We start from the raw sequence: 25,735 nt of genomic DNA on the forward strand, positions 1-25,735 counted from the left end.
CGAACGAGATCACCTCAGTCAACCAAATTGGCCGCAAGAATCGGAAACAGGCTCTGAGGGAAATGGCCGCGGCCAAGAACCGGCTGCAGGACCTCCTCGATGCGGTGCTGGCCCTGAGCCGGGAGGAGGACCTTCCCGCCCTGCTGCACCGCTTCGGCACCACCGCCATGGGCCTGACCGGCGCCCGCTACGGCGCACTGGGCGTCCTGGACGACTCCGGTGAAGAACTGCAGCAGTTCATTCCCGCCGGCCTGTCGGCCTCGGAATGCGCCAATCTGGCAGGGACCGCCTTCCCCAGCGGACACGGCGTCCTCGGCCACCTGATCCGCCACCCCCAACCACTGCGCGTTCACGACATTGCCGCCCATCTGGCCTCCGTCGGCTTTCCGCCCGGCCACCCGCAGATGCGCACCCTCCTGGGCGTCGCCATCAATGTCCGCGGCACGATCTACGGCGACCTTACCTCTCCGAACGCCACGACGACCGCCCCTTCGACCGCGACGACGAAGCCATCGTCATCACCCTCGCCGGAGCCGCCGGCATCGCGATCGACAACATCCGCCTGGTCGAAGCCCACCGCGCCAGCGCCGAACACTTCCAGCGCCTGCTGCTGCCCACCCTGCCCGACCTGCACCCCTTCTCCGGCGCCGCCATCTACCGGCCCGTCACCACCCCCGGCCACCTCGGCGGCGACTGGTACGACGCCATCTGGCTCCCCGACAACGCATGCGCCGACGTCATCGGCGACGTCGTCGGCCACGACCTGCACGCCGCCGCCATGGCCCAGACCCGCAGCATGCTCCGCGCCCTGCTCTTCGACCGCCTCACCCCGCCCAGCGCCGTCCTGCACCGGCTCGACTGTGCCCTGAAGGCCATCACCGACCTGCCGGTCACCACCGCCTGCCTCGCCCGGATCGAGACCGCCCACGACGGCTGGACCCTACGCTGGAGCACCGCCGGCCAATCCCCCGCCGCTCCTGATCACCGCAGACGGGATGACCCGGTACCTCTACGCCGAGCCCGGACTGCCGCTGGCCGTGAGCACCGAACAGCACCGACCCGACCACACCGACCCCCTGCCGCCCGGGGCCACCGTGATCTTCTACACCGACGGACTCATCGAACACCCCGCCCACAGCATCGACGACGGCCTGGCCCAACTCGCCGACATCGCCACCACACACGTGCCTTGCCCTCGAGGAGTTCGTGAACACGCTGGCCGACCGCCACCCCAGCGACGGCCACGACGACATGGCCATCCTCGCCCTCTGCACCCCCAACACCTGACGCCCGACAAAGGCACCATCCGCCGGGCCCGCCCCCGACCGGATCAATGCAGGGCTGAGAACGACGCGGCCTGTGCCGGCAGACGGGAAAGGGCCACGCAGGCGAAGACAGAGCCAGCCATCCCGCCGTCCAGAGCCGCGTCCGTCACCTCGCCCAGTGCCTCCCGCAACTTGACCACCAGCCGCAACCAAATCGCGGGAGCCAGACCTCCAGACCGGCACGCAGAACCGCGCCACGTCCGCGCCTTCAGGAAACCGATCGTCGGATCATCACTCACCTGCACAACCCGACGGCCCGAATGACCACCCGCCAAAACTTCTGACAGCAACACCAGTTTCCTGGTCCGTTCCCACTCGGACCCCGGGTACGCCCGCACGTCGACCGCCCGGCAGGAGCTGGCGAGCCAGCTCGAAGCCCTTCACCGGGCGGAGTGCCACAAGGTCTTCAAGGAGCAGATCAGCACCCGTGCGAAGGTGCGGCCCGAGCTTGAGGCAGCGCTCGCGCTGGCCCGGAAGTTCAAGGAGGCCGCCCCCGGAAACACCGGTCATCTTCACCGTCCACGAGCTCAAGCGCCTGGCCAGGAACGCGGCCGAGCTGATGACGCTGTCCGCCGAGCTCCAGGCCGACGGCATCCAGCTCGAACTCCTCACCGGCCCACACCGAGATCTACGACCCCAACGGCATGGGCGCCATGTTCTTCGCCGTCCTCGCCGTCGCCGGACAGATCGAACGCAACTACATCCGCGAGAAGACCCTCGAAGGCCAGGTCGCCGCAGCGGCCAAGGGCAACCACGGCGGACGCCCGAAGGTTATCGAATGACGACATGCTCACCTTCGCCATCGCGCTCAAAAACAAGAGCGTCCCCGTTCCGGGGATTGCTAAGAAGCTAGTCATCAAGACCGGGAAGAACACGGGCAAGTCACCCTCGGTCGCCTCGCTCTACCGGGCACTCGCCGAAGCCGAGGCCACCGCAGCGGACGACGGCCTGCCGATGCGGCCCAAGCCCGTCCGTATCCGCCGGCCCGAGGACCCGCTCACCCCCGAGGAGATCGACCTCCGCGAACGCCTCCAGGCCCAGCCCCACCCGAACGCAGAGGTCCACAGCTAGAAACCATGATCGTTTTCAGCGCCAACAGCTGTACCGATGTTCCCCGAGGCCGTCCCCGGCCGCACTACGCAAGGCGGGCCGACGCAGACTCGTCGAGGTGATCCTGCCCAAGACCCCACGCATGGCAAACTTCATGGCCCCGAGGATCGGCACCCTCGACACGATCATCCCCTCGCTACCCCGCTCGCTCGCCGCCACCCACGAGGAATATGCCGGGTTTTGAAAGCCCAGATTAACACTCCGACCCGAGCAAAACTTCCGGATCACGCCTTTGGAACCTCGCGGCTGCAGCGGCTAGGAAACAGGGCCGTACTCACCGATCGGCAGGTACGGCTCCCCGAATCCCACCCGCCATCCCCGTTAGTTGCGCACGCGTCACGAACACCGGACTATCGGATCTATTCGGTCGGGATTTCGGCGGGCAGGTTCGAGATCAGTACGTCACCGGCTCCGCCTCGGCCTCGGGCCACTGGACGATCGGCAGGACAACGGGTGTAGCGGAGTGCACACGCGAGCGCTCGAAATCGATTTAATTCCTTACGTGCCAAATACCAGGACATGATGGTGGCTAAGTGTGAAAATGTCAAGGGCATCGAAAGATCTTCCATTGGCGCCATAGAAAAAACGCTAAAAGCAAATTCCCCGGTGACGCGATCGCCAGCATCATCGCCCCCAGTGTGGAAATATCCTCACTCATGATAAGGTACGTCCAGTCAGTGGCACAATCGCTGATTCTGATTGAAGCGATCGCAATAAGCCACACGGGGCAACGCTTCCAGTTTACAGCTGCGCAAGCCTGAAGAACAGCAAACATCGCCCACGATGCTCCCGTTCTAGGGAGGAGGGCCTGAGGATCGACATATGGCGCACTATGCGTCACACTGAACCACAATTCTGGATATGCAATACCGGCAGTGGCAAGAGTCGCATCCAGTGCCACTAAACCCCATAAGACATACGATACGAGATGGAATTTAGGTGCCTTTTCTCGCGCCTCACCCACACGCCCTTCGCGGATCTGCTGCAGAGTTCTCAACAGTTGCATGACCGCATGATGGCATCACAAAGAAGATAATAACAGCCCCTGCTTCCACTCCTCTCGAAGTTACAACGATTTTTGGCCATTCATGACGGTACCGCATTATAGGCGAAATGTCATGGAAAAACGCTCATCTTTCACGGTCAGATAAGTCATAGTTTCTTTTCGGACCGGAAAGGCCTGGTGCATGGTGGTGTGAGTCGGGGATTCTGTAGAGTTTTACGTTTTGGGTGTGGCGATGGAGCGGTCGAGGGCCGAGTTGGTGTTGACGGATGAGTGAGCCTCTTTCATCTTGTGCTAGAGGGTGAAATGGGCTGGTCAGCGGGGGTGGTGACGAGGCAGGGCCCCTGGTCGTTGGCGTGGTGATTCCACTCATCACACCGGCGACCGAAGGGGCCCTGTTGGTTCCGTATCCTGCCACGCTCGAGGTCCCTCATGAGCTCGTCGAGCATGTCGCCTGGCTGCTGCACGAGCACCGCCAGGCCCGCAATACCCGCTGGCGCAAGTGCGGCTGTTTCAAGCAGGCGTTGCTCACCTGGTGCACCTGCGGAAGAACGAGACGTTTTCGCAGCTCGGGGCCGATATCGGGATATGTCAGGCCACCGCCTGGCGCTACGTCGACGAGACCCTGGACATGCTGGCCGGCTGGGCGCCCGGCCTCCACGAAGCCCTCACCGGGCTCGGTGAAGGCGACCACGTCATCGTTCTCCCGCGCGACACTGGCCGGACCCACGACCTGACCGCGGCCCGATCCCACGGCATCGTCCAGACCTGCCTCACCTGGCAGATCCTCGCCCTCCCCGACCGCCCCTACCAGGGCGCCGACGCCACCTTCCGCACCCCGTACAAGAACCATCGCGAACAGCCCGCCCACTACGAGCAGTTCAACCGCGACCACGCCCGCCTGAGAGCGCCCGGAGAACGCGCCTTCACACAGCTGAAGTCCTGGCGAACCCTCCGACGAGCCAGATCCCCCACCCGACGCATCGGCACCATCGTCCAAACCGTCCACACCCTGCTGACCTGCAAATATTCAGGACGAAAGAGGCTCAGTGAGAAGTTCGCACTCATGAGATCAGTCGAGCCATTGGAAATCTGCATGTCGGGGCATCTGCAGGATCGCATCTGCTGTTTCTTTGGGTGGAGCGATCAGGCGGCGTTCAGCGAGTGAAAGCCAGCCACCTTTTGCGACAATCGTCGCAGCAACCTCGTCTCCATTCAGGATGTCCTGTGAGAAATGCCACCGCGATCCATCGCTTCGAGCAGCAATCAGTGCCAGCGTGACTGTGGCAACGCTGCCGAAGCGGATCTCTTTGCGATACTCGATAAAGTCGGTAAAAACGATCGGGCCATATGGATAAGATTTCCCTCCGGCCAGTTCAACACCGCGATCCGATAAGAACTGGAAGCGTGCTTGCGTCGCGTACTCAAGGTACTTACTATTCGCTAGATGGCCATTGCCATCAATGTCCCCCCAACGAACTGGCACGAGGATGGAATACGTCTTACCTTGACTCATAGCCTTACTCAATTCTGTTCTAGGTGCGCTTAATATAGGTGATACGCGACGGGATGAATTGCCCGACAGGGCTCCTTCAAGGCGTTGTCAGGGTATCGGTATCCATTGTTTTCTCAACGAAATGATCCCGTCGGCGCTGAGGTATTGGGGCGACCGCAGGCAGGCGTGCAGCCCCTGGATGATAGGTCTTTCTCACAAGATTCCTGTTAACGGGGGCTTCACGTTAGTCACTTATGCTGCCATGCTCGACGTCTCGCGCCCTGTCGTGGAGTTCCTCGCCCGGCTGCTGGCCGGCCGCCGCCGGATCGGTACCCGAAAAGGTCGCGGGCACTGGGCCCGTTCCGTCAGGGGGTGCTGGTGCTGGTTCCGCGATCGCTCGTGTTGTGCACTGCCTGGCCCGGGATGCCGACATCTCACAGAGCACAGGCTACCGCTACCTGCACGAAGGCATCGACGTCCTGGCCTGACAGGCCGCCGACCTGCGCCGAGTCCTCGCCGTGTGCCGGGAGCAAGGCATGAACCATCTGCTCCTGGACGGCACGCTGATCGAGTGACTCGACTGGCCTTCCTGATCACGCCGGGTCAGTGGGGCGACAGCCCGCAGCTGGTACCCGTCCTCGAACGGATCCGGGTCAAGCGCCCGGCGGTGGCCATCCGCGCACCCGCCCCGACCATCTGGGCAGCGATAAGGCGTACAGCTCTCACCGCAACCGCCGATACCTGCACAGACGGCAGATCAAACACACCATCCCGGAACCGAAGGACCAGCGGGCCAACCGTCGGGGCCGCGGCAGCCGGGAGGCCGGCCAGCTGGCTTCGACAAAGAGATGTACAAGCGCAGGAACGAGGTCGAGCGCACGATCAACCGACTCAAGCACTCCCGGGCTGTGGCAACGCGGTATGAAAGCGCGCCTACGTCTTCCATGGCACCGTCACGGTTGCGTCGATCCGCCTTTGGCTCAGGCCATGATCAGTCGGCTTCCAGAGCGTCGGGCCGCTCCTTGAGATCCTCTGCAACGTGGTCCCAGTCCGGGCCATGCATCCACAGATTCTCAGCAGCCTCCCGAAGCAGTGCCGGTTCGTCCGGCCGCTGCAAGAGCACCAGCCGATAGGCAAGATTCCGGATCCAGACCGGCAGGTGGCCGTCCACCAGGTGCGGACAGAGTTCACAAAGTATGGCAAGGATCGAATCCGCGTCAGCGAATGTCAGCTCCTCGACGAAGTAGCGCTCCCCGTTTTCGAGCCCGCACTCCGGCGTGGATCGGTACTCGTTGCCGTAGAGACATCTGGCGTGCTCCGTCAGGGTGCTATGCATGGCCTGGAGCCTGTGCCGTCATGCTCCGCCGGACGGAACCTAGTAGTGCTTCGTTAGGTTCTGGTTCTGGTTTTGCTGGTCGGCAGGGTTCGGCCGCAGGTGGTGCAGGTGCCGGCCCAGCACCGAAGCAGGTCCTGAAGGGCATCGAGGACCTGGTAGAGGCTCAGGCTGGCATCCGGACTTTTGGGTCGAGCCGTCGCAGGGTGAGGAAGGCCTGGGCGGCGGTGACGAGGGTGACGTGGTGATGCCAGCCGCGCCAGGTGCGGCCTTCGAAGTGGTCCAGGCCCAGGCCGTGCTTGAGCTCGCGGTAGTCGTGCTCGATCCTCCAGCGCGTCTTCGCCCACCGCACCAGATCAGCGACCGGAGTAGTCGGGGGCAGGTTCGTCATCCAGTAGCCGGTCGGTTCGGCTGCTTCTGCGGGCTGCTCGACGAGCATGGTCCGCAAGGGCAGCAGCCCGTCCCAACGACTGCGTCCGCCGGCCTGCTCCTGAGCCGTGCGGGTGGCTTCCTTCCCCGAGGGCCGTACTTCGATCACGGCGAAGTACGAGGTCATCGCGCCTTTGCTGCCCTGCCGCCAGGTGACCTCCTCGAACCGGGTGCCGGTCTCGACAAGGCAGGGCAGGGGCCGGGCCGCCTCGCGGTAGCGGGGCAGCGTGGGCGGCCCCAGCCCGCCATAGACGGGCTGATGAGGCTCAGCCGCCGCGGGCCGGGCGACCTCCTTGGGGTCAACGGCCACGACATAGGACCAGCCGCGCTCCTCCAGAGCGAGCCGGAAGGAGACGCTGCGGCCGTAGCCGGCATCCGCCACGATCATCGGCACTTCCAGCCCCTGCTCGGCCAGCCGCTCCAGCAACCCCAAAGCCAGACGGGTCTTGGAGGCGTGCCCGACGTCGTCAGGGACCCCGGCCCGCCGGCGCCGCCGGTCATCGCGCGCCCACTCCTCGGGCAGGAACAACTCCCACTCCAAAGGGCATGAAGCGGTGTCGGTGGCAGCGTGCACGCTGACCGCGACCTGGCAGTTCGCCCGCTTGCCCAGTGCTCCGCAGTACTGTCGGGCCACCCCCGCCGACTCGGTGCCGCACTTGGGGAACGACACGTCGTCGACGACCCACACCTCGGGCTGGATCACCTCGCACAGACGCTCGGCGATCCGCTGCCGCACCGGCAGCGGATCCCACGGCGACTGGTTCACAAACTGCTGCAGAGCCTGCATGTTGCCGTCCGGCAGGCGATCGGCCATCGGCTGGATCGACTTGCGCCGGCCGTCGAGCATCAGTCCCCGCAGATAACACTCGCCCCACCGGCGTTGATCCCGCCGCGGCAAGGACCCAAAGACATCGGCAACGAACTCCGCCAACTCACTCCGGAGTCGTTCCACCTCCCCCAACCTCATGCGCACAAACTACCCACGAGCAGGCAAGATCACCCGACGTAACGAAGCACTACTAGAGACCTGAGTCAGAGATTCATTGTTGGTCTGGCATGGGTCGTCCGGGTCCGAAGATTCCGCCGTTGTCGGTCACTGATGTCCAGCGGGCGGTGCTGGAAGGCTGGTTACGTCGCCGCACGACGGCCCAGGCTTGGTCCAGCGGTCGCGGATCGTGCTGGAGTGCGCTGAGGGCCACTCGATCATGGAGGTGTCACGCCGGTGCGGATCGTGCCGGACACGGTCCGCGCCTGGCGGCGCCGTTTCATCGAGCGGGGCCTGGACGGCTTGTGCGACGACCCGCGGCCTGGTGTCCCTCGGAAGATCACCGATGCCGACGTCGAGCGGGTCATCGTCAAGACGTTCGAGGAGACACCGAGGAACGCGACCCACTGGTCGACCAGGTCGATGGCGGCGGCCGCGGGCATGTCGCAGTCGACGGTCTCGCGGATCTGGCCCTGGCGCCGCACCGGTCGCAGACGTTCAACCTGTCTACGGACCCTCTGTTCATCGACAAGGTCCGTGACGTCGTCGGCCTCTACCTCGACCCGCCAGAGAAGGCACTCGTCCTCTGTGCGGACGAGGAGTCACAGATCCAGGCCCTGGACAGGTCCCAGCCGGTCCTGCCGATGATGCCCGGCGCCCCCGAACGCCGCAGCCACGACTACATCCGAGCCGGCACCACCACCCTCTTCGCCTCGCTCGAGGTCGCCACCGGCAAAGTGATCGGCTCCCTCCACCACCGCCACCGGGCAGCAGAGTTCAAGGAGTTCCTCACCAAGCTGGACAAGGAAGTCCCAGCTGATCTGCAGGTTCATCTGGATCCTGGACAACTACGCGACCTACAAGACGCCCGACATCCAAGAAGTGACTGCTGACCCACCCCCGTTTCCACCTGCACTTCACGCCGACTAGTGACCTGAGTCGGAGATTCGGTTGTAGTAGGCGGCGACCTTGTCGAGGATCTCGTCGGCGGTCTTCGTCCAGACGAAGGGTCGTGGGTGGTCGTTCCAGTCGGTGAGCCAGGCCCGGATGTCCCGTTCGAGGGCCTGGACCGAGCGGTGGGCGCCGTGCTTGAGTTTCTTCTGCGTGAGCTCGGCGAACCACCGTTCGACCAGGTTCAGCCACGGCGAACTGGTGGGTGTGAAGTGCAGGTGGAACCGCGGATGCGCCAGCAGCCACCTCTTGATCTCCGGTGTCTTGTGTGTGGCGTAGTTGTCGAGGATCAGGTGGACCTGCAGGTCGGCGGGCATCTCCTTGTCGACCTTGGCCAGGAACTTCTTGAACTCCGCTGCCCGGTGGCGGCGGTGGAGGGATTCGATGACCTTGCCGGTCGCGACTTCGAGGGCCGCGAAGAGGGTGGTGGTGCCGGCTCGGATGTAGTCGTGACTGCGGCGTTCGGGAACGCCGGGCATCATCGGCAGGACCGGCTGGGACCGGTCGGGGGCCTGGATCTGCGACTTCTCGTCCACGCAGAGGACCAAGGCCTTCTCCGGCGGGTCGAGATAGAGGCCGACGACATCGCGGACCTTGTCGATGAACAGCGGATCCGTGGACAGCTTGCAGGTCTGGGACCGGTGGGGGGCCAGGGCGAAGGCCCGCCAGATCCTCGAAATCGCCGACTGCGACATCCCTGTCGCCGCGGCCATCGACCTGGTCGACCAGTGTGTGGCGTTCTTTGGTGTCTCTTCGAGAGTTTTGACGATCACACGCTCGATGTCCGCGTCGGTGATCTTCCGAGGGACGCCGGGTCGCGGCTGGTCATGCAGGCCTTCCACGCCTCTGTCGAGGAACCGGCGCCGCCAGGTGCGGACCGTCTCGGGAGCGATCCCAAGACGGCGCGACACCTCCGCAATCGAATGTCCCCCGGCAGACTCGAGCACGATCCGGGACCGTAACGCCAACACCTGGGCTGTTGAACGGCGACGCACCCACCCCTCGAGCACTGCCCGCTGGACATCGGTCACAGACAACGGCGCGACCTTGGGTCCAGGACGACTCACGCCCAACCAACGACGAATCTCCGACTCAGGTCACTAGTGTCATGAGTCTGAAATTCCCATAGTGTTGTGTCATGACGCGTCCGGGGCCGAAGCTTGCGCCGTTGAATCTGACTAATGCCGAGCGGTCGGTGTTGGAGGGCTGGGTTCGGCGGCGTAAGTCTGCGCAGGACATGGCGATGCGGGCGCGCGTGATCCTGGCCTGCGACGACGTCGGGGAGGACGGCTTCCCGGTGTCGACGCGTGCAGTTGTGGAGCGGGTCGGGGTGTCCCGCGACACGGTGTCGAAGTGGCGGCGACGATTCCTTGCGGAGCGTCTCGACGGGCTGTCGGACGAGCCTCGTCCTGGCCGTCCTCGCACGGTGCTGGACGAGCAGGTCGCGGATCTGATCGCTCGGACGCTGGAGTCGAAGCCGGAGAACGCCACGCACTGGTCGACCCGGTCGATGGCGAAGAAGACGGGCCTGTCGCAGTCGACTGTTTCGCGGGTGTGGCGGGCGTTCGGGCTGCAGCCGCACCGCTCGGAGACGTTCAAGCTTTCCACCGATCCGTTCTTCGTCGACAAGGTCCATGACGTGGTGGGGCTGTATCTCGATCCGCCGGAGCGGGCACTGGTCCTGTGTGTGGATGAGAAGTCGCAGATCCAGGCCCTGGACCGGTCGCAGCCGGTGCTGCCGATGATGCCCGGGGTGCCGGAGCGCGCTTCGCACGACTATGTCCGCGCCGGCACCACCACCTTGTTCGCGGCCTTCGACGCCGCGAGCGGCAAGGTGATCGGATCGCTCCACCGCCGCCACCGGGCCGAGGAGTTCAAGAAGTTCCTGGGCAAACTCGACAGGGAGATCCCTGCAGGGCTCCAGGTCCACTTGATCTGTGACAACTACGCGACCCACAAGACCGCAGCGGTCAAGAAGTGGCTGCTGGCCCATCCCCGGTTCCACATGCACTTCACGCCCACCAGCTCGTCCTGGCTGAACCTGGTCGAGAGGTGGTTCGCGGAGCTGACGAACAAGCGGATACGGCGAGGCGTCCACAAGTCGGTCCAGGCGCTGGAGAAGGACATCCGCACCTGGATCGACTCGTGGAACGAGGACCCCAAACCGTTCGTCTGGACGAAGACGGCCGACCAAATCCTCGAATCGCTCGCTTCGTACTGTCGACGAATTACCGACTCAGGACACTAGGGTATGACCGGCGGATCATGCGATCGCCTCGCGTGGACCATTGTGTTGGTCGTGGGGCGGGGTGAACCGTTCTGACTTCTCTGCCGCTCCGTTGTGAGCCATCAGAGAGGATGGGACACGTGCCCAAGAAGATTGACCCCGCGCTTCGGAGCCAGGCTGTGCGTCTGGTGACGCAGCACCGCTCGGAGTACTCCACCGAGCGTGCTGTCCATGTCCAGGTCGCCGAATCGCTCGGCGTCTCCCGGGAGTCCGTACGGCGCTGGGTGGCCCAGCACGAGATCGACACCGGTGTCGCCGCAGGTGTGACCAGTGACGAACGTGAGGAATTGCGGAGGCTGCGGGCGGAGAACAAGCGGCTGCGTGAGGTCAACGAGGTGCTGAAATCGGCGACGATTTTCTTCGCGGGGGAACTCGACCCCCGAAACCGCTGATCGTGGCCTTCGTCGACCAGATGAAGGCGGTCGGTCACGCCGTCGAGTCGATCCTCATCGCCCTGAACACCGCGGGACTGAAGATCGCGGCACGAACCTTGCGAGCCTGGTGCGCCCCAGCAGGGCCGGCGAACGGGCACGCGGCCCGGACCATCAGTGACGCGCTGGTCGAGGACACCATCCGCCAGCTGGCCTTCACCACCAACGCCGCTGGGAAGCGTGTGCTGGCTCCCGAAGGTCTCTATGGCCGGCGCAAGATGCTGGCTCTCATCCGCCGCACCCGTTTTCCCGAGGCCGGGTTCGGGGCTGTGGACCGGGCCATGCGCTCACTCGGCCTGGCCGGCGTCGTGCGGGGGAAAAGACCCAGAACGACCGTCCCCAACCCGGCCGACAGCCGGGCGGCGGACCTGCTGAACAGGGACTTCACCGCTCCGGCTCCCGATGAGAAGTGGATCACCGACTTCACGTATGTCCGCACGTACCAGTCGTTCACCTACGTGGCGTTCATCGTGGACTGCTTCTCCCAGAAGATCGTGGGCTGGCACGCGTCGGTGAAGCGGGATGTGGAGCTGGTCGATGTGCCCCTGCGGATGGCCCTGTGGCGCCGCGGCCAGGAAGGAACCCCGGTCGGGCGGGACCAGCTCATATGCCACTCGGACGCCGGGTCGCAATATACGAGTGTGCGCTTCACCGAACATCTCCGGCTCGAGGGCATCCGTCCCTCGGTCGGGAGCGTCGGTGACGCCTACGACAACGCCCTGATGGAGACCATCAACGGTCTCTACAAGTCCGAGTGCATCCGCACCAGCGTCTTCCACGACGGTCCCTGGAAGACGATCGCTGAGGTCGAGTACGCCACCGCCTGCTGGGTGGAGTGGTACAACAACCGGCGCCTGCACTCAAGTCTGGGCATGATCAGCCCCACCGAGTTCGAGGCAGCCCACTACGCTGACACCCAAGCTGTGGCCGACTGATCACTGGCCAGCAAAACACCGGCAGGAAAGTCGGAACGGTTCAATCCGCCCCAGTTATCCGTGGTTGCTGCGGCAGCGCGTGACGGTGATGCTCACCGAGTCCCGGACCGCCAGCGACCCAGCTGCCTTCCAACGGCTCGAACAAATGGCCCAGCACGCGACCCCGACAGCGAGGTCCGACGCTCTGAAACAAGCTCACCTGGATCGTGATCCGCAAGGGCGGCCTGGTCAGCGACATGACCGTCGGCGACTGCATCGAGCTGACCACCGCGCTGGAGGAACACCACTCCCGGGGAAGCGCGGGCCGGCAGTTGTTCTACACGCTACTCAAGGAGACCGGCGTGCTCCCGCCCAGCGCACCGCTGCGGCTTCGGGCGCTCCGCATCGAGGGCCGCCGCAGCGTCGAGCAGATCGTTGACGCGTACGGCATCGAGTGCCGGGCCGTCCGGGATCTCTTGTCGAGTACTTCATCGAACGGGCTCCCGAGCTCGACCACGTCTCGCTGCGGATCGCCCGCAAACTGTGCCGGTTGTTCTGGCGCGACCTGGAAATCCACCACCCCGGCATCGACTCGCTGCGGCTGGCCCCCGAGGTCGCGCAGGCGTGGAAGGAACGGCTGGCCTTCATCCGTGATGCCCAGGGCCATCCGGTGCGGCCGCGGGTGAACCGCAGCGAGTTGGTGTTCCTCACGGCGTTCTACCCGGACATCGCCCGCTGGGCCGCCGACCATCCGGCACGGTGGGCACCCTGGGTGGCGCCGTGTCCGAGCAAGGCGAACGAGTTCGCGACGAAGAAGGCCAAGGCCAGGGTCAAGTCCCGGACGGACCAGCGAACCCGGGCCCAGCTGCCGCTGCTGCCCACCTTGCGTCGCGCCGTCGAACAGCAGCTCTAGGACGCCGAGGCCGCATCACCGCGTGCCCACCGGTTTTACGGCCGTCAAACTCGCCTGGCCGTCCCTCGTCGGCGGCGCAGGCGTCAGCTGCGCGCAGACTCGGTCAGCGGCGAGTTTTACGGCCGTAAAACTCTTCGTGCTGAAGGTACGGTGCTTGGCCCCCGGAGCTGCGGACAGGCTCAGGCTTCAGGGAACGGGCGTGGCCTGCTGTCGGACGCCCCGGATACGGTTGCCCGGTGCATTGATCGAACGCGTCATCCGGCGTGCCCGCTCGGCCTGATACGTTGCTGCCTCTCCTGGGCAGCGACGAGGAGGTCGTCGACTTCTTCGCCGGGGTCGCGGACCTCGACGCGACGTCTCCGGCTGATTACCGGTTGGAGGACGGGGTTCGGCTTGCCTCAGGGGCCCGGCTGGAGCAGTTCTGCTTCGTAGCGAGGGCGGTGAGGAACGTCCCGTGGTGTACGTGAGCCTCGATGTTGAGGCCGGGCGTGTCGCTGTTGGCCTGCCAGAGTTGGTTCGGCTATGTCTGATGGCACCGTGGTGGCTTGATGCTCCCGGACAGACGGCTGGTGAGCTACAGGGGTTGGCCGATGACTGCCGGGAGAATGTGCCCGACCTTGATCGGCGACGCGACCGCACAGATCGGGCGCTCGGTGTCGACCCTGTGGGTCTGCCTTCGGAGGCGAGGGTCCTGGCCAGACTCGCGGAGCTTCTCCCCTGTTCAGTAGCTGAAGCCTGTCTCGTCGTGGGGTACGAGGGCGAGGTACTCGACCCTCTCTTCGAGGTCGCTGTAGTCCACCGGCTGCGGGGACCGGACTGGGTGCCTGGTGAGGTGTTTCGGACCGCCGGGTGGGTCGATCGACAGCTGCGCGCAGGCTCGCGGAGATCATCCAGGTTCGTTGAGAGGTGGCACTCGGCTCCAGCCCGCAGGGTCCGGGCCTGAGTTTTACGACCGTAAAACCGCAGAGATCCGCATGCCCCCACCAGATCTCTCAGATCATCTGAGAGGATGCTTCCCGTCCATCCGAAGTACCGGGTCTTCTCGGGAAGTAGTCGGAGAGCAGTAAATGCCCTACATCACCGTGCTCCTGAACCGTAAGGGCGGAGTCGGCAAGTCCCTCTTGTCGGTCAACCTCGCCGCGGTCTACGCAGACATCCTCGGCTGTGATGCCGACACACCAGGCGGGCCCTCTGTGGCGGTCGTCTCAATAGACCCCCAGGGCACCAGCATCGAGCATGCGGAGAAGGTCAGGAAGGCCGGCAGGCCTGTCCCCTTCCGCGTGGTCGACGCCAGCCAGAGCCTCGACAAGCTGCGCCGACTGCGTAGCGCCAAGGCCGACATCATCATCGTCGACACTCCAGGGTTCATGCCTCTGAAGGCCGAGGACGATGAGGACGAGTCCATCGATCCCCTCGGCGACGGCACCACCGGGGACTCGCTCCGCGCGGTCCTCGATGTCGCTGACGACGTCATCGTCCCCCTCGAAGCCGAGGGTTCGGCCTTCACCCCGACCAGGGTCACGGTGGAGCGCGTCCTCGTCCCCCGCCAGATCCCCTACGGGGTCGTCGTCAACAACTGGGACCCCCGGGACGGCACAGCGGACCGTGACCGCACCATCAGCCTCGCGCAGCGCAGGGGCTGGGACCTGTTCAATGCCACGGTCCGGCATTACAAGCCCCACACGCGCGGTATCACCAATGGGCGATTCTGCACCTCGTACGAGTCCAACCACATCGCAACCAAGGCCAAGCAGGACTTCGTCTCCCTCGCTCTGGAACACCAGCTCCGACGCCAGAAATACGCGGGAGGACGCTGATGGCCAAGCACGACCAGTTCGACGATTTCTTCGGCGATGAGGATGCAAGCCCAGTCGTCGACACCCGAGCCGATGGCCGTCTCCTTCGTGTACCCCTCCGACGGCTCTCCCCCAGCCTGGTCAATCCGCGCATCGACTTCGGCACCGAGGCAGAGCTGATCGATCTCGGCAAGAGCCTGATGCGCCGCCAGATCCAGGCATGCCCCGCGGTCAGCCGCAGCGCCTACCTGAAGCTGTGGGGCGACCACGCAGAGAAGATCGGTGACGTCGACTACGTCCTCGTCACTGGCGAACGGCGTTACCGTGCCTCTGCGGCCGCCGGCAGCGCCACTCTGAACTGTGTCGTGGACGACGGCCTGGCCAAAGACCGCAAGACGTTCATGGAAGCCGTGGTATCCGAGAACGTCGACCGGCAGAACTTCAACCCCATAGAAGAGGCTTACGCCGTCCAGTCTCTCGTCGCCGAGTTCGGCTCCAACCGGGCCGTGGCCCAGCACTTCGAGCGAGTCGACGGCTGGGTCACCCAGCGCATTCTCCTCACGCACCTGGCACCCGAAGCCCAGGATCTGGTGCGGAAGAAGACGATGCCCCTCGATGCTGCCCGCGCACTGGGCAAGCTGGCACGGGACAAAAGCTGGGACGGTCCCACACAGCTGGGCTGGTGGAGAGACGAGCAACAGCGTCGGGCCACAGCGTCTGCGGAACGCTCGGCAGCCAAGAAAGCTGAGAAGCCGGTCGTCGCCATTCCGAAGCCGATGCCTGTCGGAGAGCCGGCTGGAGCTGACATGAAGCCTGAGTTTTACGACCGTGAAACCGCCTCAGTCGAGGCAGCCCCGACACCACGCCCTATAACAACGCAAACTACCCCGGCCCACTCGGCAGGAGCGGAAGCCAATTCCGCAGCCTCGGAGGAACCCCCGCAGCAGAACCGGTTCCCGGACCCGCGGCCCGCTCCGCTGGAAACCGAGAGCACCCCGGAGCTGCCAGCCAGTCTGTGGCAAAGCGGAGCCGCGTTGATGGAAGCCGCCATCACCAACCTGTCCCCCTCGGAGCGCAGTAACTTCATTCTGCGCTACTTCCACGTCAGCAGTGGGGTTGACGCAGTCATCAAGGACATGAGGGGCGCGCTCTCCGTCGACGACCGAAGCTCGCTGGCCGTCATCCTGCAGCAGGTCGCAACCGGCCTCCTCAAGTAGCATCCTCGTAGGCGGAGCACAGCCCGCCTCGAGCCCCGCGCCATGGGCGCACGGAGGCCCTTGCCACGCAAGGGCCTCCACCGTTTTCCGTACGCTTAGGTTCGTCCGTAGTCAGAGTTCAGACGGTGCCGTGAGCTCCAGGACCGCCTCCGCGGCTGCGCGGACGCACAAAGCGGCGGCTACCGGGGCTGCCGCATACGGTTCAAGACGTGCGGCTAGGCCGTGTTTTAGGAAGCGCGGGCGGCCAGCCACTTGGTGAGGTCGCCCGCGATCCGGTCGCTGCCGGTCTCAACGGTGACGTCGTGCTCGCGGGTGCTCGTGTCGCGGCGGACGATCTCGTAGCCGCCCTCGTCCAGCACGGAGACGGAAGCGAACCAAACCGGGTCGTCCTCGTCGGGCTGGATCACGACGAAGGTGTTGTCCGTGCCGTTCAGATCGCCGATGAGCATGAACAGTGCGTCCTCGGACGGGTCGTCGATGTGGTCGCCGTTCTCGCTGTCGGCGCAGTAGTAGTCGGCGGCCACGGGCCCTCCCCTTGCGTGTGCTACTCGTTCCCGGTGGTCAGGATGGCACGGCCCGGCGGCCGGCCGGTGGTTCACAGCCACTGGCTGATCGCCGCGATGTGAACGGCAGCCTCGAAACGCACAGCGAGCTTGTCGTATCTGGTCGCGACAGCCCGGTGCTGCTTGAGGCGGCTGATCCCGCACTCCACCGCGTGACGCGCTTTGTAGTCCTGCCGGTCGAAGGCCGGCGGGCGGCCACCATCACGGCCGCGGCGCTTGCGATTTCGGACCTGGTCGGCCGGCTCCGGGATCGTGCACCGGATCCCGCGTCTGCGCAGGTAGGCACGGTTGGCGCGCGAGGAATACGCCTTGTCTCCCCGCACCCGCAAGGGTTTGCGCCGGGGGCGCCCACCGCCGGGCTTGGGCACGCGGATGGCTTCGAGGACCGGCTCGAACTGCGGGCTGTCGCCCCGCTGGCCAGCCGTGACCAGCAGCGACAGCGGCTTCTGGCCCTGCTCGCACGCCAGATGGATCTTCGTGGTGAACCCGCCCCGGGACCTGCCCAGCCCGTGATCGTCCGGCTGATTGCCGACTCCGCCGGGCGGCTCCTTCTGCCCAGCGCCGTTACGGCGGGCACCAGCCGCATGCTGGTGGGCCCGGCAAATGGTGGAGTCGACGTTGACCTCCCAAGCGATCAGCCCAGCCGCATCCGCCCTCGCCTGCAACAACGTCAGCAGCCGCCCCCACACACCCTGGCGCTGCCACCTGCGGAACAGCCCGTAAACGGTCTGCCAGGGCCCGTACTCACACGGCAGGTCACGCCACGGGACACCGGTCCGCACCCGCCACCGCACACCGTCCACCAACCGCCGCCGGGAAGGCGACCTGCGGCTCACACCAGCCGCAGGCAGCAACGACTCCAGCACAGACCACTGCTCATCAGAAAGATCCCCACGCCCCACACGGTGATCATCACGGCATGAGGCGTGAACCGGAACCCCGACCTAAAACACGGCCTAGAAGCGTCAGAGCCTCGAACAGCTGCCCTGCGCGCAGCGCCCACTCGCTTGCGGAGTTGGTGTGCTCCCAGGTTGCCGGTCTATCGAGCGACAAGCACACGGTCCTGAGCCGTTCCGCTGACTTCCGAGCGTGGGGCAGGGACCTGCTGGCCAGGCTGGAGACGGATGCACCCCGTCGTGCGGGCTTGCCCATGGCGGTTGCAGGGGAGTCGTGCAACTGCTGGGAATCCAACCAGCGTGCGCGGCGGCCCCTGCCATCCTCACCCACGGTTTCAACGCAGATCTTTCCCGCGCAGGGAACCCTCGGAGAGCCGGTGCTCCTGGCGATGCAGATCACAACGGCGCTCAGTGCCGAGGGGCGGGCGGCGTAGTAGCCGTCGCCCTTCTCGAAGTTGGCAGCTGTGCCCATTACCGTGAGATCCGACCCCCGAAGCTCTGAAGGACATCGTCGCCGTCCTCGCCAAACACGAGGCTGTCCTCGTCACCGACATTGTCTGAACACCTGCCCGAGTTCGCGACTACTACGCCGAACTCCCCCCGCGAGCGCAAGACATCAACCGCGAGGCACTCCGACGAGGCGGCAGGGTGCCGGCCGACGCCCTGCGACCCGAGAACGGCAAGGGCCTCAGCGGTCACGTGAACGGCCTGAAGACCACCCTGTCGGGGGATTGTAAGGAATTCGGTGTAACTCCGATCATGGATGAGTGGCGTTTGTGACCAGTGAGAACATAGTCAAGGCGTCTGAGACGGGGTCTGGGCCTACGGCTGCGGATGACCGCTTCATCGAGGAACTTGTGGTCCGGGCCCAGACGGAGGGCTTGCAGTTGACGGGTGAGGGCGGGCTGCTCCGGCAGCTGACGAAGCGGCTGCTGGAGTCCGCTCTCGAGGGTGAGATGACCGGTAACCTCGGGTATGACCGGCAGGATCCGGCGGGGAAGAACGGCCAGAACTCCCGTACCGGCAAGCGGGTCAAGACCGTCATCACCGATGCCGGCCTGGTGACCGTCCAGGTTCCCCGGGACCGTGACGGCGCCTTCGAGCCGCAGATCGTGAAGAAGTACCAGCGCCGGCTGACCGGCGTCGACGAAATGGTCCTCTCGTTGTCGGCGAAGGGGCCTGGCCCGCGGTGAGATCTCCTCGCACCTGGCCGAGGTCTACGGCGCCGACGTGTCGAAGCAGACCGTCTCCACGATCACCGATTCGGTGATGGAGGGCATGGCCGAATGGCAGGCCCGCCCGCTCGACCGCGTCTACCCGGCCGTCTTCATCGACTGCATCAACGTGAAGATCCGCGAGGGCCAGGTCGACCAGCCGCCCGATCTACATGGCCCTCGCGGTCACGGCCGAGGGCAACCGCGACATCCTCGGGCTCTGGGCCGGCAGCGAAGGAGGCGAAGGCGCCAAGCACAGGCTCCGTGTCCTGACCGAGCTGAAGAACCGCGGCCCCGAGGACATCCTGATGCTGGTTTGCGACGGCTTGAAGGGCCTGCCCGACACGGTCTGGGGAGGTCTGGCCCAAGACCGTCGTGCAGACATGTGTCGTTCACCCGCTGCGGGCTTCGTTCCGCTACGCCGCCCGCCAGGACTGGGACAAGATCGCCAAACCACTCAAGCCCGTCTACACCGCTCCGACCGAAGATGCCGCGACCAGCCGGTTCCTGGAGTTCTGCGAGGAATGGGCCACCAAGTATCCAGCGATCGTCCGGCTCTGGGAGAACGCCTGGGCCGAGTTCGTCCCCTTCCTGCAGTTCGACGCCGAGATCCGCCGGATCCACTGCACCACCAACGCCATCGATTCCGTCAACGCCCGCATCCGCCGGGCCGTGAGGACCCGCGGCCACTTCCCCTCCGAGAACGCCGCCCTGAAGTGCGTCTACCTCGCGGCGATGTCCCTCACCCCGACGGGCACCGGCCGCAAACGCTGGACCACCCGCTGGAAGCGGGCCCTCCAAGCCTTCGACATCGCCTTCGACGGCCCCCTCACCAACAACCGAATCTGGCCCGACCAGCCAACCCAATTACACCAAAAACTCTACAGAACCTGGCGGGTGGGGGCTCTCGGTGTTGAAGTCAGCGAGAGCCCCCTGGGTGCATCTCGGGAGCTGAGACGCGTGCTGTTCAACGAGTGTTCCTGCCAGCGGGTTGCGCAGCGGCCAGTGTGCCGGCCGGATGCATGGCTGTGCTCTGAGGAGACGGAGTCCATGTTCGGGCTCTTCCCAGTGTTTGGTGTGGTGTGGACGCCGGTGGTTTCGGGGGACTGTAAAGGTGTGGTGTTGTGAGGCCTGTGCTCGTCCGGTCCGGTCCCGCAGCACCGTGTTGCTGTGGCGCACCCTGGAACTCCGCGCTGTCCGGCTGGGCACGGGGCGCGCTGCAGCTCTTTGCGTCGGGGTGGATGTTTGCCGGACGGCTGCCTGTTCCGTGGCGCTTGCGGGGTTCCGGCGTGGTGATGGTGCGCGCAGTGGGTGTGGGGGAGGATCAGGGGTGAGCGCCAGGGTTAGCCGGTCGGGCCCCTGGCGCGTCCCATGAACGGGTTCCTGCAATTCCGGCCCGGGGTGTCGGCATTTCCGCCGCACCCGCAGCGGTGGTGGGCCGGCCGGTTCGCTATTTGGTGGGAGTGGAGGGAGTCGAACCCTCACGCCTTTTTGGGGCACCGGGACTTGAATCCGGGGCGTCTGCCAGTTCCGCCACACTCCCATGAACAATCCGCCCGCCCTTCCGGCTGCCCGGGGCATTGGGGGCCGGGTGACCCGCCGAGGTCGGCTGGCCTGCTGGCGGAGTGCGGCTCCCACTGTACCGCCGACCTGCGGTTCGCTGTGTGAGCGGGCCAGCAGGTGTGCCAGGGTGTAGGGATGCGCAATGATCTGCCGTTGACGGTAGTGGGGAATCTGGTGGAAGAGCCGGAGCTGCGGTTCACCCCGGGTGGGATACCGGTGGCCCGGTTCGCGGTCGCCTCCACTCCCCGTACATTCGACCGGGACACCGACCAGTGGCGGGACGGGGAAACGACATTCCTGGACTGCACAGCGTGGCGCCAGCTCGCCGAGAACACCGCCACCTCCCTGCAGATGGGGGCGCGGGTGGTAGTCGCGGGGCGACTGCGCACCGAGCGCTAGGAAAGCCCGGAGGGTGAGAAACGCTCGAGGATGATGATGGACGTCGACGACATCGGCGCCTCCATAATGTTCGCCACCCTCAACATCACCCGCACCACACACCCCACCCCCACACGCGAAAACACCCCCGACGACCCCTGGGCAACAGCCCGCCCCGGCCGCCCGGCTTCCATGCCCGCCCAAGACCACGGCCTGCCCGACACTCCGGACACCCCGCTCTGACCGCCCGAAATCCCCCACCCGGGCGGTCAGCGATCCGGTGCACACCGTCCCGGGACCTGTAGAACCGACCGGCGGCCACGTGCTCTCGCCGGAGCCGGGGAGCACCCCTCAACCTGTCCGAATGTTCAGCTCTTTCCCATTTTGCCACAGGTTTTTCAACAGGGTGTGGACAGGCGTGGTTCGGGTGGCTGTCCGGAGCGGTGGTGAACGGGTACCTCTGACCCTGCCTCTGAGAATAACCGCGTGCCTCGGCCTGCGGGCGTACAGGGTGGGCTGCCTGTGGCTCTGTGCCGGGCGGTGGGGTGGCCGCCCGGCACAGAGCCGTGGGGGAAGGCGCAGGTTCCCGGCGGGGAAACGAGCGGGAGCAGGGATGGTTACGTGTGCGGTACTGGCGGCGCGGGGTGGGGGCATGTGAAGCAATCCGGTTGAAAACTGCCACTCCATGCTCGGGGAGGACCCACACCTGCTCATGGGATCCTCCCCGCCCATGCGGCACCTGAACTGCGGACAGGCCAGTAGTGAAGGGCCAGGTCTAGGAGCGGTGGACTGTCCAGGAATGGGCAAAGCCAAGCGCGGAGCGCCGCCGAGGGGCCCTGGGTGACCGACGCCCACACGTCTGACGGTGGCCGGTAGATACTCCCCGTAGGCGGCCGTTTATATAGCATTCTGTGGCCACGAGTCTTCCCGGTGACGGCCAGATACCTCCCCGGAATCGGACCGACACCGGCCAGCGAAGCTGGCCGGTGTGAGGAACAGCAGGGAGATCTTGGAAATCCTGGAGGCTTACGACCTCACGGGGAGTTACCGCGCGGCGGCCGAGCTGGCCGGCTGCGACCACCACACGGTGAAGCGATATGTCCAGTTGCGCGAGCAGAGCGAGCGTCCTGTCGAGCGGCAGCACCGAACCCGCCCGATGGACGAGTTCCTGGAGAAGATCGAGGAACTCGTGGCCGCGTCGAAGGGGCGGATACGGGCGGACATCGTGCACCGGCGGATCACTGCGATGGGCTTCACCGGCGGGGAACGCACCACCCGCCGCGCGGTCGCCGAGGTGAGAACGCGCATGCGGTCGGGGCACCACCGTGTCTACCGGCCCTGGATCGCCTAACCCGCGCTTTGGCTCCAGTGGGACTGGGGCGAGGGCCCGCGCAGCGGCGGAAGACGTACGTCTTTGTGGTGCGCGCGGCTCGCCTGGTCCCGGTTTCGGGTCGTGATCCCGGTCTTCGACAAGCCCCTGCCGACGATCGTGACCTGCCTGGACGCGACCCTGCGACGGATCGGCGGAGTGCCGACCTATGCACGGACCGACAACGAGAAGACGCCCCGGAGATCGTCGAGGTCGGACGGCACTACGGCATGACGATCCGGACCTGCCTGCCGGCAGACCCGAGACGAAGGGCGGCAGCGAGGCGACCATCCGCATCGCGAAGGCGGACCTGGTCCCCACCAGCGCGAACCTGCTGCCGCACTACAAAACGATGGGCCAGCTCGAAGCGGCCTGCCGCGAGTTCTGCGACACGGTCAACAGGGTCCACCGCGAGAGCCGCCGCCGGCCCGCCGAGGCCCTCCTCGAGGAACAGCAGCGGCTGCACCCACTGCCCAAACAACCCTTCACCGTCGCGTTCGGCAGCACTCGGCGGGTGAACTGGGACGCCACGATCTCCGTCGAGGGCGTCCGCTACTCGGTCCCGCACGACCTCGTCGACACCCGCGTCTCGGCCCGCTCCCACGGCGACGAACCGATCGTCACCCCCGTCGGCCAGGACGGACCGGCCGAAGTCGCCCGCCACGACCGCTCCAGCCCGAGCAATCCCTCGATCAAGGATGAGCACTACCCGCTGCGGGAGAACAAGGAGGCCGACCGCACTCCGCGGGTGAAGACCGCCGCGGAGGCCGCCTTCCTCGCACTCGGCCCCGGGGCTGCTTCCTGGCTCATCGAAGTTGCGGCCGCCGGAGCCCGCCGCTCAAGCCGAAGATGGCCGAGGCCGTCCAGCTCGCCAAGCTCCACTCCGTCGCCGAGTCGACCGGGCCCTGGGGGCCGCGGCGATCGCCGGCAGGTTCGCGGAGACCGTCGAGCCCACCCGCGCCTCCGAAGAACACAGCCTGCTGCCGGGCACCTCCGCTTGGTCCCGCTTCGGCATCACCGATGAGAAGGACGAAGGCTGACGGCTACCCCGATCCGCACGATCACCGGCGCCCACAGCGACCCGCTGGCCGAGGCCATCGAACTGACCAAACGCCTCAAACTCCCGCACCTGCGCAGGGCACTGAGCGACCTGATCCCCACCGCGAAGGCCCAGAGATGGGATCCGGCCGAGGCTGTCCGGGTCCTGCTGGCCGAAGAAGCGGCCGGCCGTGACGCAGCCAACCTCCGGACCCGCCGCTCCACCCCTCCGGCTTCGACGAGATCATGCCCAAGACCCTCGCCACCGCAACCGTCGACCGGCTCCTCCACCACGCTCACGTCGTGGTCACCCAAGGTGACAGCTTCCGACTCACCGAGGCCACCACCGGAAAGGGAGTGATGCCTCTGAGGTGACCACAGCCCTCTCAACGGCGGGGAAGTATCTGGCCGCCGCTGGGGACGCTCAATCGGCCGTCAGCGCATGGAACAACTGGCTGTCACTGGCCGTTGACACACGTCGGCGACACAGCTGGACTCGGCGCCCTTCGGACGGTGACGTAGTGGCAGGCGCTCGTGCAAAGGCCGCTGCCCGCGGTGGCACTCCCGGGGCTGGTTAGGATGCCGGCCTGTGGGAGGGGGCGGGTATGCGGGGGAACACGGCCCGGGTGATGGTCACCATGCCGGACGGGCAGGAACTGCGTGCCCACCTGCATGAGCGGCGGCGTACCAGTGACGGCGGGGAGTACCGAGTCGGGATCAGCTGCTGGGCACCCGGCGGCAAAGAAGGCCGTACGGAACCGGCGGAGCGCAATGGGTGGCTGGACGCCCGGCACGTCCGCCCGCTCGAGGGCGGCGACTACACCCGTCCCGACCCATCCCGCCGCACCTATCGGCCACGGCCGCCAGGCCTGGACGGTACAGGACATCCCCCACCGCCCCGGCCACCCCGCAGCCCGCCTGGTCCACGTCATCGGCTGCCAGCCCGGCGCCACCCCCATCACCCTCGACCAAGCCCTCGACATCCTCCGCCAGCCCCGCACCGTCACCTGCCGCGAATGCCACGCCGCCACCTCACTCCCAGCCTCAACCGACCCGCTACCGGCAGGACAAGACCACGCTCAGCCCTGACAACAGCGCTGCTGCCCTCTCGCCCCGCGTCCGGTAATTGTGGCGGGACTGCACGCCGGGCGCGGAACCTTCCTCCTGGCACGCTCGTTGCACACCCGGGTGCACAACCCGGCCGGGGCCTGCACCCTCCACCTCCCTGGAGTGCGGGCCCCGGCAGCCACCCAGACACACCGGACCGGGCGCCATCAACCGGCGGTCACGCTGGCAGGGTAGGGACATGAGCAGCAGTGACGATTCCCTGAAAGCCGCCGCGCACGCACTGCACGACGCGCAGGAGGCCCTACACACCGCCCGCCGCCACCTGACCAAAACCACCATGGCCGCCTACAATCGCGGCGAAACCGCCGCCCGGATCGCCGAGCGCACCGGACGCACCACCACCACCGAGGTCTGGAACACCCTCAACGCCCACGGAATTACCCGCAGCAGCGGGACCCGGCCACCCGCCTGAAACACCACGCCCCCGCCACGGGCGCATCACAACGGTCCGAGCGGTGGGGCGGGTGGGGCTTGAACCCACGACCTACGGATTAAAAGTCCACAGCTCTAATCAACTGAGCTACCGCCCCATACCCACGATAAAAACACGCCACCGACCACACAGCCCGCCAACCACACCCCACAGCACCCCACCCCCGGCCAGCGCCACGGGCATCTGCAACGCGAACGGCATCGATTGGGACCACGCACGTCCTCCTCCGGGCCGGACAACGCCGCCCAAAGCCCATTAGAGATCCAGACCTCTCACTACGGAAGTGTGGGCTGGTTCCGGTGTGGGGGCGGGTGGGAGTCGAACCCACGACCGACGGATTATGAGTCCGCTGCTCTGACCAGCTGAGCTACCATCCCCGATCAACCCACACCTCAGATTAGAACACCCGGACGATCGCTTGTCCTGCCACAAGCCGGTGCCTCCAGGCGCCGCCCGGCTGCTCTGCACCGAGCGCAACCATCCCACGCTCAGCGGGAACCTGCGCCTTCCCCCTCGGCTCCCGGCGGACCGCCGCCCACCAACCCGCCACATCGAGTGAACCGTTCCGACTTTTCTGCCGGTGTTTTGTTGGCCGGTGATCAGTCGGCTCGTGGTTCTGTGTCAGCGTAGTGTGCTGCCGCGTACTCGGTGGGGCTGATCATGCCCAGAGTGGAGTGCAGCCTGCGGTTGTTGTACCACTCGGCCCAGGAGGCGGTGGCGTACTCGACGTCGGAGACGGTCCTCCAGGGCCCGTCGTGGAATACCTTTGGTTCGGATGCACTCGGCCTTGTAGAGGCCGTTGATCGTCTCCATCAGGGCGTTGTCGTAGGCGTCCCCGACCCTCCCGATCGAGGGCCGGATGCCCTCGATGTGCAGGTGCTCGGTGAAGCGCCCACTGGTGTATTGGGACCTGGCATCGCTGGGGTGTATCAACTGGCCGCGTGGGACGGGGTTTCCCTAGGGC

20 protein-coding genes, 3 tRNA genes and 9 pseudogenes are annotated in these 25,735 nt (G+C 65.9%); 20 read left to right on the forward strand and 12 right to left on the reverse strand.

Annotated features, from left to right (window positions below; genetic code table 11):
• Window positions 1–62: 62 nt before the first annotated feature.
• From AC2RP6_RS00785 to AC2RP6_RS00805, 5 genes and pseudogenes are all read left to right on the forward strand, one after another.
• Window positions 63–1,287, forward strand: a pseudogene (locus AC2RP6_RS00785) (PP2C family protein-serine/threonine phosphatase).
• 338 nt (window positions 1,288–1,625) lie between these two features.
• Window positions 1,626–1,790 (forward strand): annotated as a pseudogene (locus tag AC2RP6_RS00790) (recombinase family protein); the annotation flags it as partial.
• A gap of 179 nt (window positions 1,791–1,969) precedes the next feature.
• On the forward strand, window positions 1,970–2,107 hold the full coding sequence (locus AC2RP6_RS00795; RefSeq protein WP_486444370.1) for a hypothetical protein: 138 nt from the start codon (window positions 1,970–1,972) through the stop codon (window positions 2,105–2,107).
• A gap of 4 nt (window positions 2,108–2,111) precedes the next feature.
• Complete coding sequence (locus AC2RP6_RS00800; RefSeq protein ID WP_486444371.1) at window positions 2,112–2,396, forward strand: hypothetical protein; 285 nt, start codon at window positions 2,112–2,114, stop codon at window positions 2,394–2,396.
• Between the two features lie 52 nt (window positions 2,397–2,448).
• Window positions 2,449–2,633, forward strand: a pseudogene (locus tag AC2RP6_RS00805) (IS110 family transposase); the annotation flags it as partial.
• Between the two features lie 346 nt (window positions 2,634–2,979).
• Here AC2RP6_RS00805 and AC2RP6_RS00810 read toward each other — a convergent pair.
• Complete coding sequence (locus tag AC2RP6_RS00810; RefSeq protein ID WP_486444372.1) at window positions 2,980–3,441, reverse strand: hypothetical protein; 462 nt, start codon at window positions 3,439–3,441, stop codon at window positions 2,980–2,982.
• 353 nt (window positions 3,442–3,794) lie between these two features.
• Between AC2RP6_RS00810 and AC2RP6_RS00815 the strand changes: the two are divergent.
• Window positions 3,795–4,474: pseudogene (locus AC2RP6_RS00815) on the forward strand (transposase family protein); the annotation flags it as partial.
• A gap of 36 nt (window positions 4,475–4,510) precedes the next feature.
• On the opposite strand, the gene AC2RP6_RS00820 reads toward AC2RP6_RS00815, so the two are convergent.
• Window positions 4,511–4,954 (reverse strand): acyl-CoA thioesterase, encoded by a 444-nt coding sequence (locus AC2RP6_RS00820; RefSeq protein WP_486444373.1) that lies wholly within the window; start codon window positions 4,952–4,954, stop codon window positions 4,511–4,513.
• 559 nt (window positions 4,955–5,513) lie between these two features.
• Here AC2RP6_RS00820 and AC2RP6_RS00825 point away from each other — a divergent pair.
• Window positions 5,514–5,924, forward strand: a pseudogene (locus AC2RP6_RS00825) (transposase); the annotation flags it as partial.
• Here AC2RP6_RS00825 and AC2RP6_RS00830 read toward each other — a convergent pair.
• Together AC2RP6_RS00830 and AC2RP6_RS00835 are read right to left on the reverse strand one after the other, a co-directional pair.
• Entirely contained in the window at window positions 5,925–6,269 is a 345-nt protein-coding gene (locus AC2RP6_RS00830) for a hypothetical protein (RefSeq protein ID WP_486444374.1), read from the reverse strand.
• A gap of 163 nt (window positions 6,270–6,432) precedes the next feature.
• The gene (locus AC2RP6_RS00835) at window positions 6,433–7,662 is read right to left on the reverse strand and encodes an IS701 family transposase (protein WP_486444353.1); all 1,230 of its coding nucleotides are present in this window, start codon (window positions 7,660–7,662) and stop codon (window positions 6,433–6,435) included.
• Window positions 7,663–7,926: 264 nt separating this feature from the next.
• Here AC2RP6_RS00835 and AC2RP6_RS00840 point away from each other — a divergent pair, with 264 nt between their 5' ends.
• Window positions 7,927–8,328 (forward strand): helix-turn-helix domain-containing protein, encoded by a 402-nt coding sequence (locus tag AC2RP6_RS00840; protein WP_486444610.1) that lies wholly within the window; start codon window positions 7,927–7,929, stop codon window positions 8,326–8,328.
• Here AC2RP6_RS00840 and AC2RP6_RS00845 read toward each other — a convergent pair.
• Window positions 8,283–8,513 carry a hypothetical protein gene (locus AC2RP6_RS00845; protein ID WP_486444375.1) on the reverse strand — a complete coding sequence of 77 codons (231 nt, stop codon included), beginning with the start codon at window positions 8,511–8,513 and terminating at the stop codon, window positions 8,283–8,285. The two genes, AC2RP6_RS00840 and AC2RP6_RS00845, sit on opposite strands and share 46 nt — an antisense overlap.
• Window positions 8,514–8,606: 93 nt before the next feature.
• Entirely contained in the window at window positions 8,607–9,698 is a 1,092-nt protein-coding gene (locus AC2RP6_RS00850; RefSeq protein ID WP_486444376.1) for an IS630 family transposase, read from the reverse strand.
• A 71-nt stretch (window positions 9,699–9,769) separates the two neighbouring features.
• Between AC2RP6_RS00850 and AC2RP6_RS00855 the strand changes: the two genes are divergently transcribed.
• From AC2RP6_RS00855 to AC2RP6_RS00875, 5 genes are all read left to right on the forward strand, one after another.
• Entirely contained in the window at window positions 9,770–10,879 is a 1,110-nt protein-coding gene (locus AC2RP6_RS00855; RefSeq protein WP_486444377.1) for an IS630 family transposase, read from the forward strand.
• Window positions 10,880–10,998: 119 nt separating this feature from the next.
• Window positions 10,999–12,284, forward strand: a protein-coding gene (locus AC2RP6_RS00860) for an IS3 family transposase (RefSeq protein WP_486444360.1) whose coding sequence is annotated in 2 segments (ribosomal slippage) — window positions 10,999–11,272 and window positions 11,272–12,284 — 1,287 coding nt in all. Because the reading frame shifts where the segments join, the coding sequence is not laid out codon by codon here.
• A gap of 433 nt (window positions 12,285–12,717) precedes the next feature.
• Window positions 12,718–13,176 carry a hypothetical protein gene (locus tag AC2RP6_RS00865; protein WP_486444378.1) on the forward strand — a complete coding sequence of 153 codons (459 nt, stop codon included), beginning with the start codon at window positions 12,718–12,720 and terminating at the stop codon, window positions 13,174–13,176.
• A gap of 1,067 nt (window positions 13,177–14,243) precedes the next feature.
• Entirely contained in the window at window positions 14,244–14,993 is a 750-nt protein-coding gene (locus tag AC2RP6_RS00870) for a ParA family protein (RefSeq protein ID WP_486444379.1), read from the forward strand.
• Window positions 14,993–16,189 carry a ParB/RepB/Spo0J family partition protein gene (locus AC2RP6_RS00875; protein ID WP_486444380.1) on the forward strand — a complete coding sequence of 399 codons (1,197 nt, stop codon included), beginning with the start codon at window positions 14,993–14,995 and terminating at the stop codon, window positions 16,187–16,189. Before AC2RP6_RS00870 ends, AC2RP6_RS00875 begins: the two co-directional genes overlap by 1 nt.
• 227 nt (window positions 16,190–16,416) lie before the next feature.
• Here the strand turns inward: AC2RP6_RS00875 and AC2RP6_RS00880 are convergent, their stop codons facing one another.
• Entirely contained in the window at window positions 16,417–16,713 is a 297-nt protein-coding gene (locus tag AC2RP6_RS00880; RefSeq protein ID WP_486444356.1) for a hypothetical protein, read from the reverse strand.
• A 71-nt stretch (window positions 16,714–16,784) separates the two neighbouring features.
• Complete coding sequence (locus tag AC2RP6_RS00885) at window positions 16,785–17,654, reverse strand: IS5 family transposase (RefSeq protein ID WP_486444355.1); 870 nt, start codon at window positions 17,652–17,654, stop codon at window positions 16,785–16,787.
• Between the two features lie 785 nt (window positions 17,655–18,439).
• Here AC2RP6_RS00885 and AC2RP6_RS00890 point away from each other — a divergent pair.
• Window positions 18,440–19,681, forward strand: a pseudogene (locus AC2RP6_RS00890) (IS256 family transposase); the annotation flags it as partial.
• 636 nt (window positions 19,682–20,317) lie between these two features.
• Here AC2RP6_RS00890 and AC2RP6_RS00895 read toward each other — a convergent pair.
• A tRNA-Leu gene (locus AC2RP6_RS00895) sits at window positions 20,318–20,405 on the reverse strand.
• A gap of 182 nt (window positions 20,406–20,587) precedes the next feature.
• On the opposite strand from AC2RP6_RS00895, the gene ssb reads away from it, so the two are divergent.
• From ssb to AC2RP6_RS00925, 6 genes and pseudogenes are all read left to right on the forward strand, one after another.
• On the forward strand, window positions 20,588–20,824 hold the full coding sequence (ssb, locus tag AC2RP6_RS00900; protein WP_486444611.1) for a single-stranded DNA-binding protein: 237 nt from the start codon (window positions 20,588–20,590) through the stop codon (window positions 20,822–20,824).
• A 30-nt stretch (window positions 20,825–20,854) separates the two neighbouring features.
• Window positions 20,855–21,046, forward strand: coding sequence for a hypothetical protein (locus tag AC2RP6_RS00905; protein ID WP_486444381.1), 192 nt, complete (start codon window positions 20,855–20,857; stop codon window positions 21,044–21,046).
• Between the two features lie 745 nt (window positions 21,047–21,791).
• A pseudogene (locus AC2RP6_RS00910) lies at window positions 21,792–23,212 on the forward strand (Mu transposase domain-containing protein).
• A pseudogene (locus AC2RP6_RS00915) lies at window positions 23,209–23,585 on the forward strand (ATP-binding protein). The pseudogenes AC2RP6_RS00910 and AC2RP6_RS00915 overlap by 4 nt, the downstream one beginning before the upstream one ends.
• A 396-nt stretch (window positions 23,586–23,981) precedes the next feature.
• The gene (locus tag AC2RP6_RS00920) at window positions 23,982–24,299 is read left to right on the forward strand and encodes a DUF6233 domain-containing protein (RefSeq protein ID WP_486444382.1); all 318 of its coding nucleotides are present in this window, start codon (window positions 23,982–23,984) and stop codon (window positions 24,297–24,299) included.
• A gap of 217 nt (window positions 24,300–24,516) precedes the next feature.
• Window positions 24,517–24,750 carry a hypothetical protein gene (locus AC2RP6_RS00925; RefSeq protein ID WP_486444383.1) on the forward strand — a complete coding sequence of 78 codons (234 nt, stop codon included), beginning with the start codon at window positions 24,517–24,519 and terminating at the stop codon, window positions 24,748–24,750.
• Window positions 24,751–24,794: 44 nt separating this feature from the next.
• On the opposite strand, the gene AC2RP6_RS00930 is transcribed toward AC2RP6_RS00925, so the two are convergent.
• From AC2RP6_RS00930 to AC2RP6_RS00940, 3 genes and pseudogenes are all read right to left on the reverse strand, one after another.
• A tRNA-Lys gene (locus AC2RP6_RS00930) sits at window positions 24,795–24,868 on the reverse strand.
• Between the two features lie 205 nt (window positions 24,869–25,073).
• Window positions 25,074–25,149 (reverse strand) — tRNA-Ile (locus AC2RP6_RS00935).
• A 221-nt stretch (window positions 25,150–25,370) separates the two neighbouring features.
• Window positions 25,371–25,728, reverse strand: a pseudogene (locus tag AC2RP6_RS00940) (integrase core domain-containing protein); the annotation flags it as partial.
• Window positions 25,729–25,735: the final 7 nt, after the last annotated feature.

The organism is Streptomyces sp. WAC03905 (genome assembly GCF_057371075.1).

Bases quoted from the DNA above. Each gene is read 5' to 3' on its own strand.
- AC2RP6_RS00810 (WP_486444372.1), bottom strand. From the start codon at position 3,441: ATGCAACTGTTGAGAACTCTGCAGCAGATCCGCGAAGGGCGTGTGGGT.
- AC2RP6_RS00820 (WP_486444373.1), bottom strand. From the start codon at position 4,954: ATGAGTCAAGGTAAGACGTATTCCATCCTCGTGCCAGTTCGTTGGGGG.
- AC2RP6_RS00855 (WP_486444377.1), top strand. From the start codon at position 9,770: ATGACGCGTCCGGGGCCGAAGCTTGCGCCGTTGAATCTGACTAATGCC.
- AC2RP6_RS00925 (WP_486444383.1), top strand. From the start codon at position 24,517: ATGAGCAGCAGTGACGATTCCCTGAAAGCCGCCGCGCACGCACTGCAC.
- AC2RP6_RS00845 (WP_486444375.1), bottom strand. From the start codon at position 8,513: ATGAACCTGCAGATCAGCTGGGACTTCCTTGTCCAGCTTGGTGAGGAA.
- AC2RP6_RS00875 (WP_486444380.1), top strand. From the start codon at position 14,993: ATGGCCAAGCACGACCAGTTCGACGATTTCTTCGGCGATGAGGATGCA.
- AC2RP6_RS00835 (WP_486444353.1), bottom strand. From the start codon at position 7,662: ATGAGGTTGGGGGAGGTGGAACGACTCCGGAGTGAGTTGGCGGAGTTC.
- AC2RP6_RS00830 (WP_486444374.1), bottom strand. From the start codon at position 6,269: ATGCATAGCACCCTGACGGAGCACGCCAGATGTCTCTACGGCAACGAG.
- AC2RP6_RS00800 (WP_486444371.1), top strand. From the start codon at position 2,112: ATGCTCACCTTCGCCATCGCGCTCAAAAACAAGAGCGTCCCCGTTCCG.
- AC2RP6_RS00870 (WP_486444379.1), top strand. From the start codon at position 14,244: ATGCCCTACATCACCGTGCTCCTGAACCGTAAGGGCGGAGTCGGCAAG.
- AC2RP6_RS00795 (WP_486444370.1), top strand. From the start codon at position 1,970: ATGGGCGCCATGTTCTTCGCCGTCCTCGCCGTCGCCGGACAGATCGAA.
- AC2RP6_RS00920 (WP_486444382.1), top strand. From the start codon at position 23,982: ATGGGTGGCTGGACGCCCGGCACGTCCGCCCGCTCGAGGGCGGCGACT.
- AC2RP6_RS00905 (WP_486444381.1), top strand. From the start codon at position 20,855: ATGATGATGGACGTCGACGACATCGGCGCCTCCATAATGTTCGCCACC.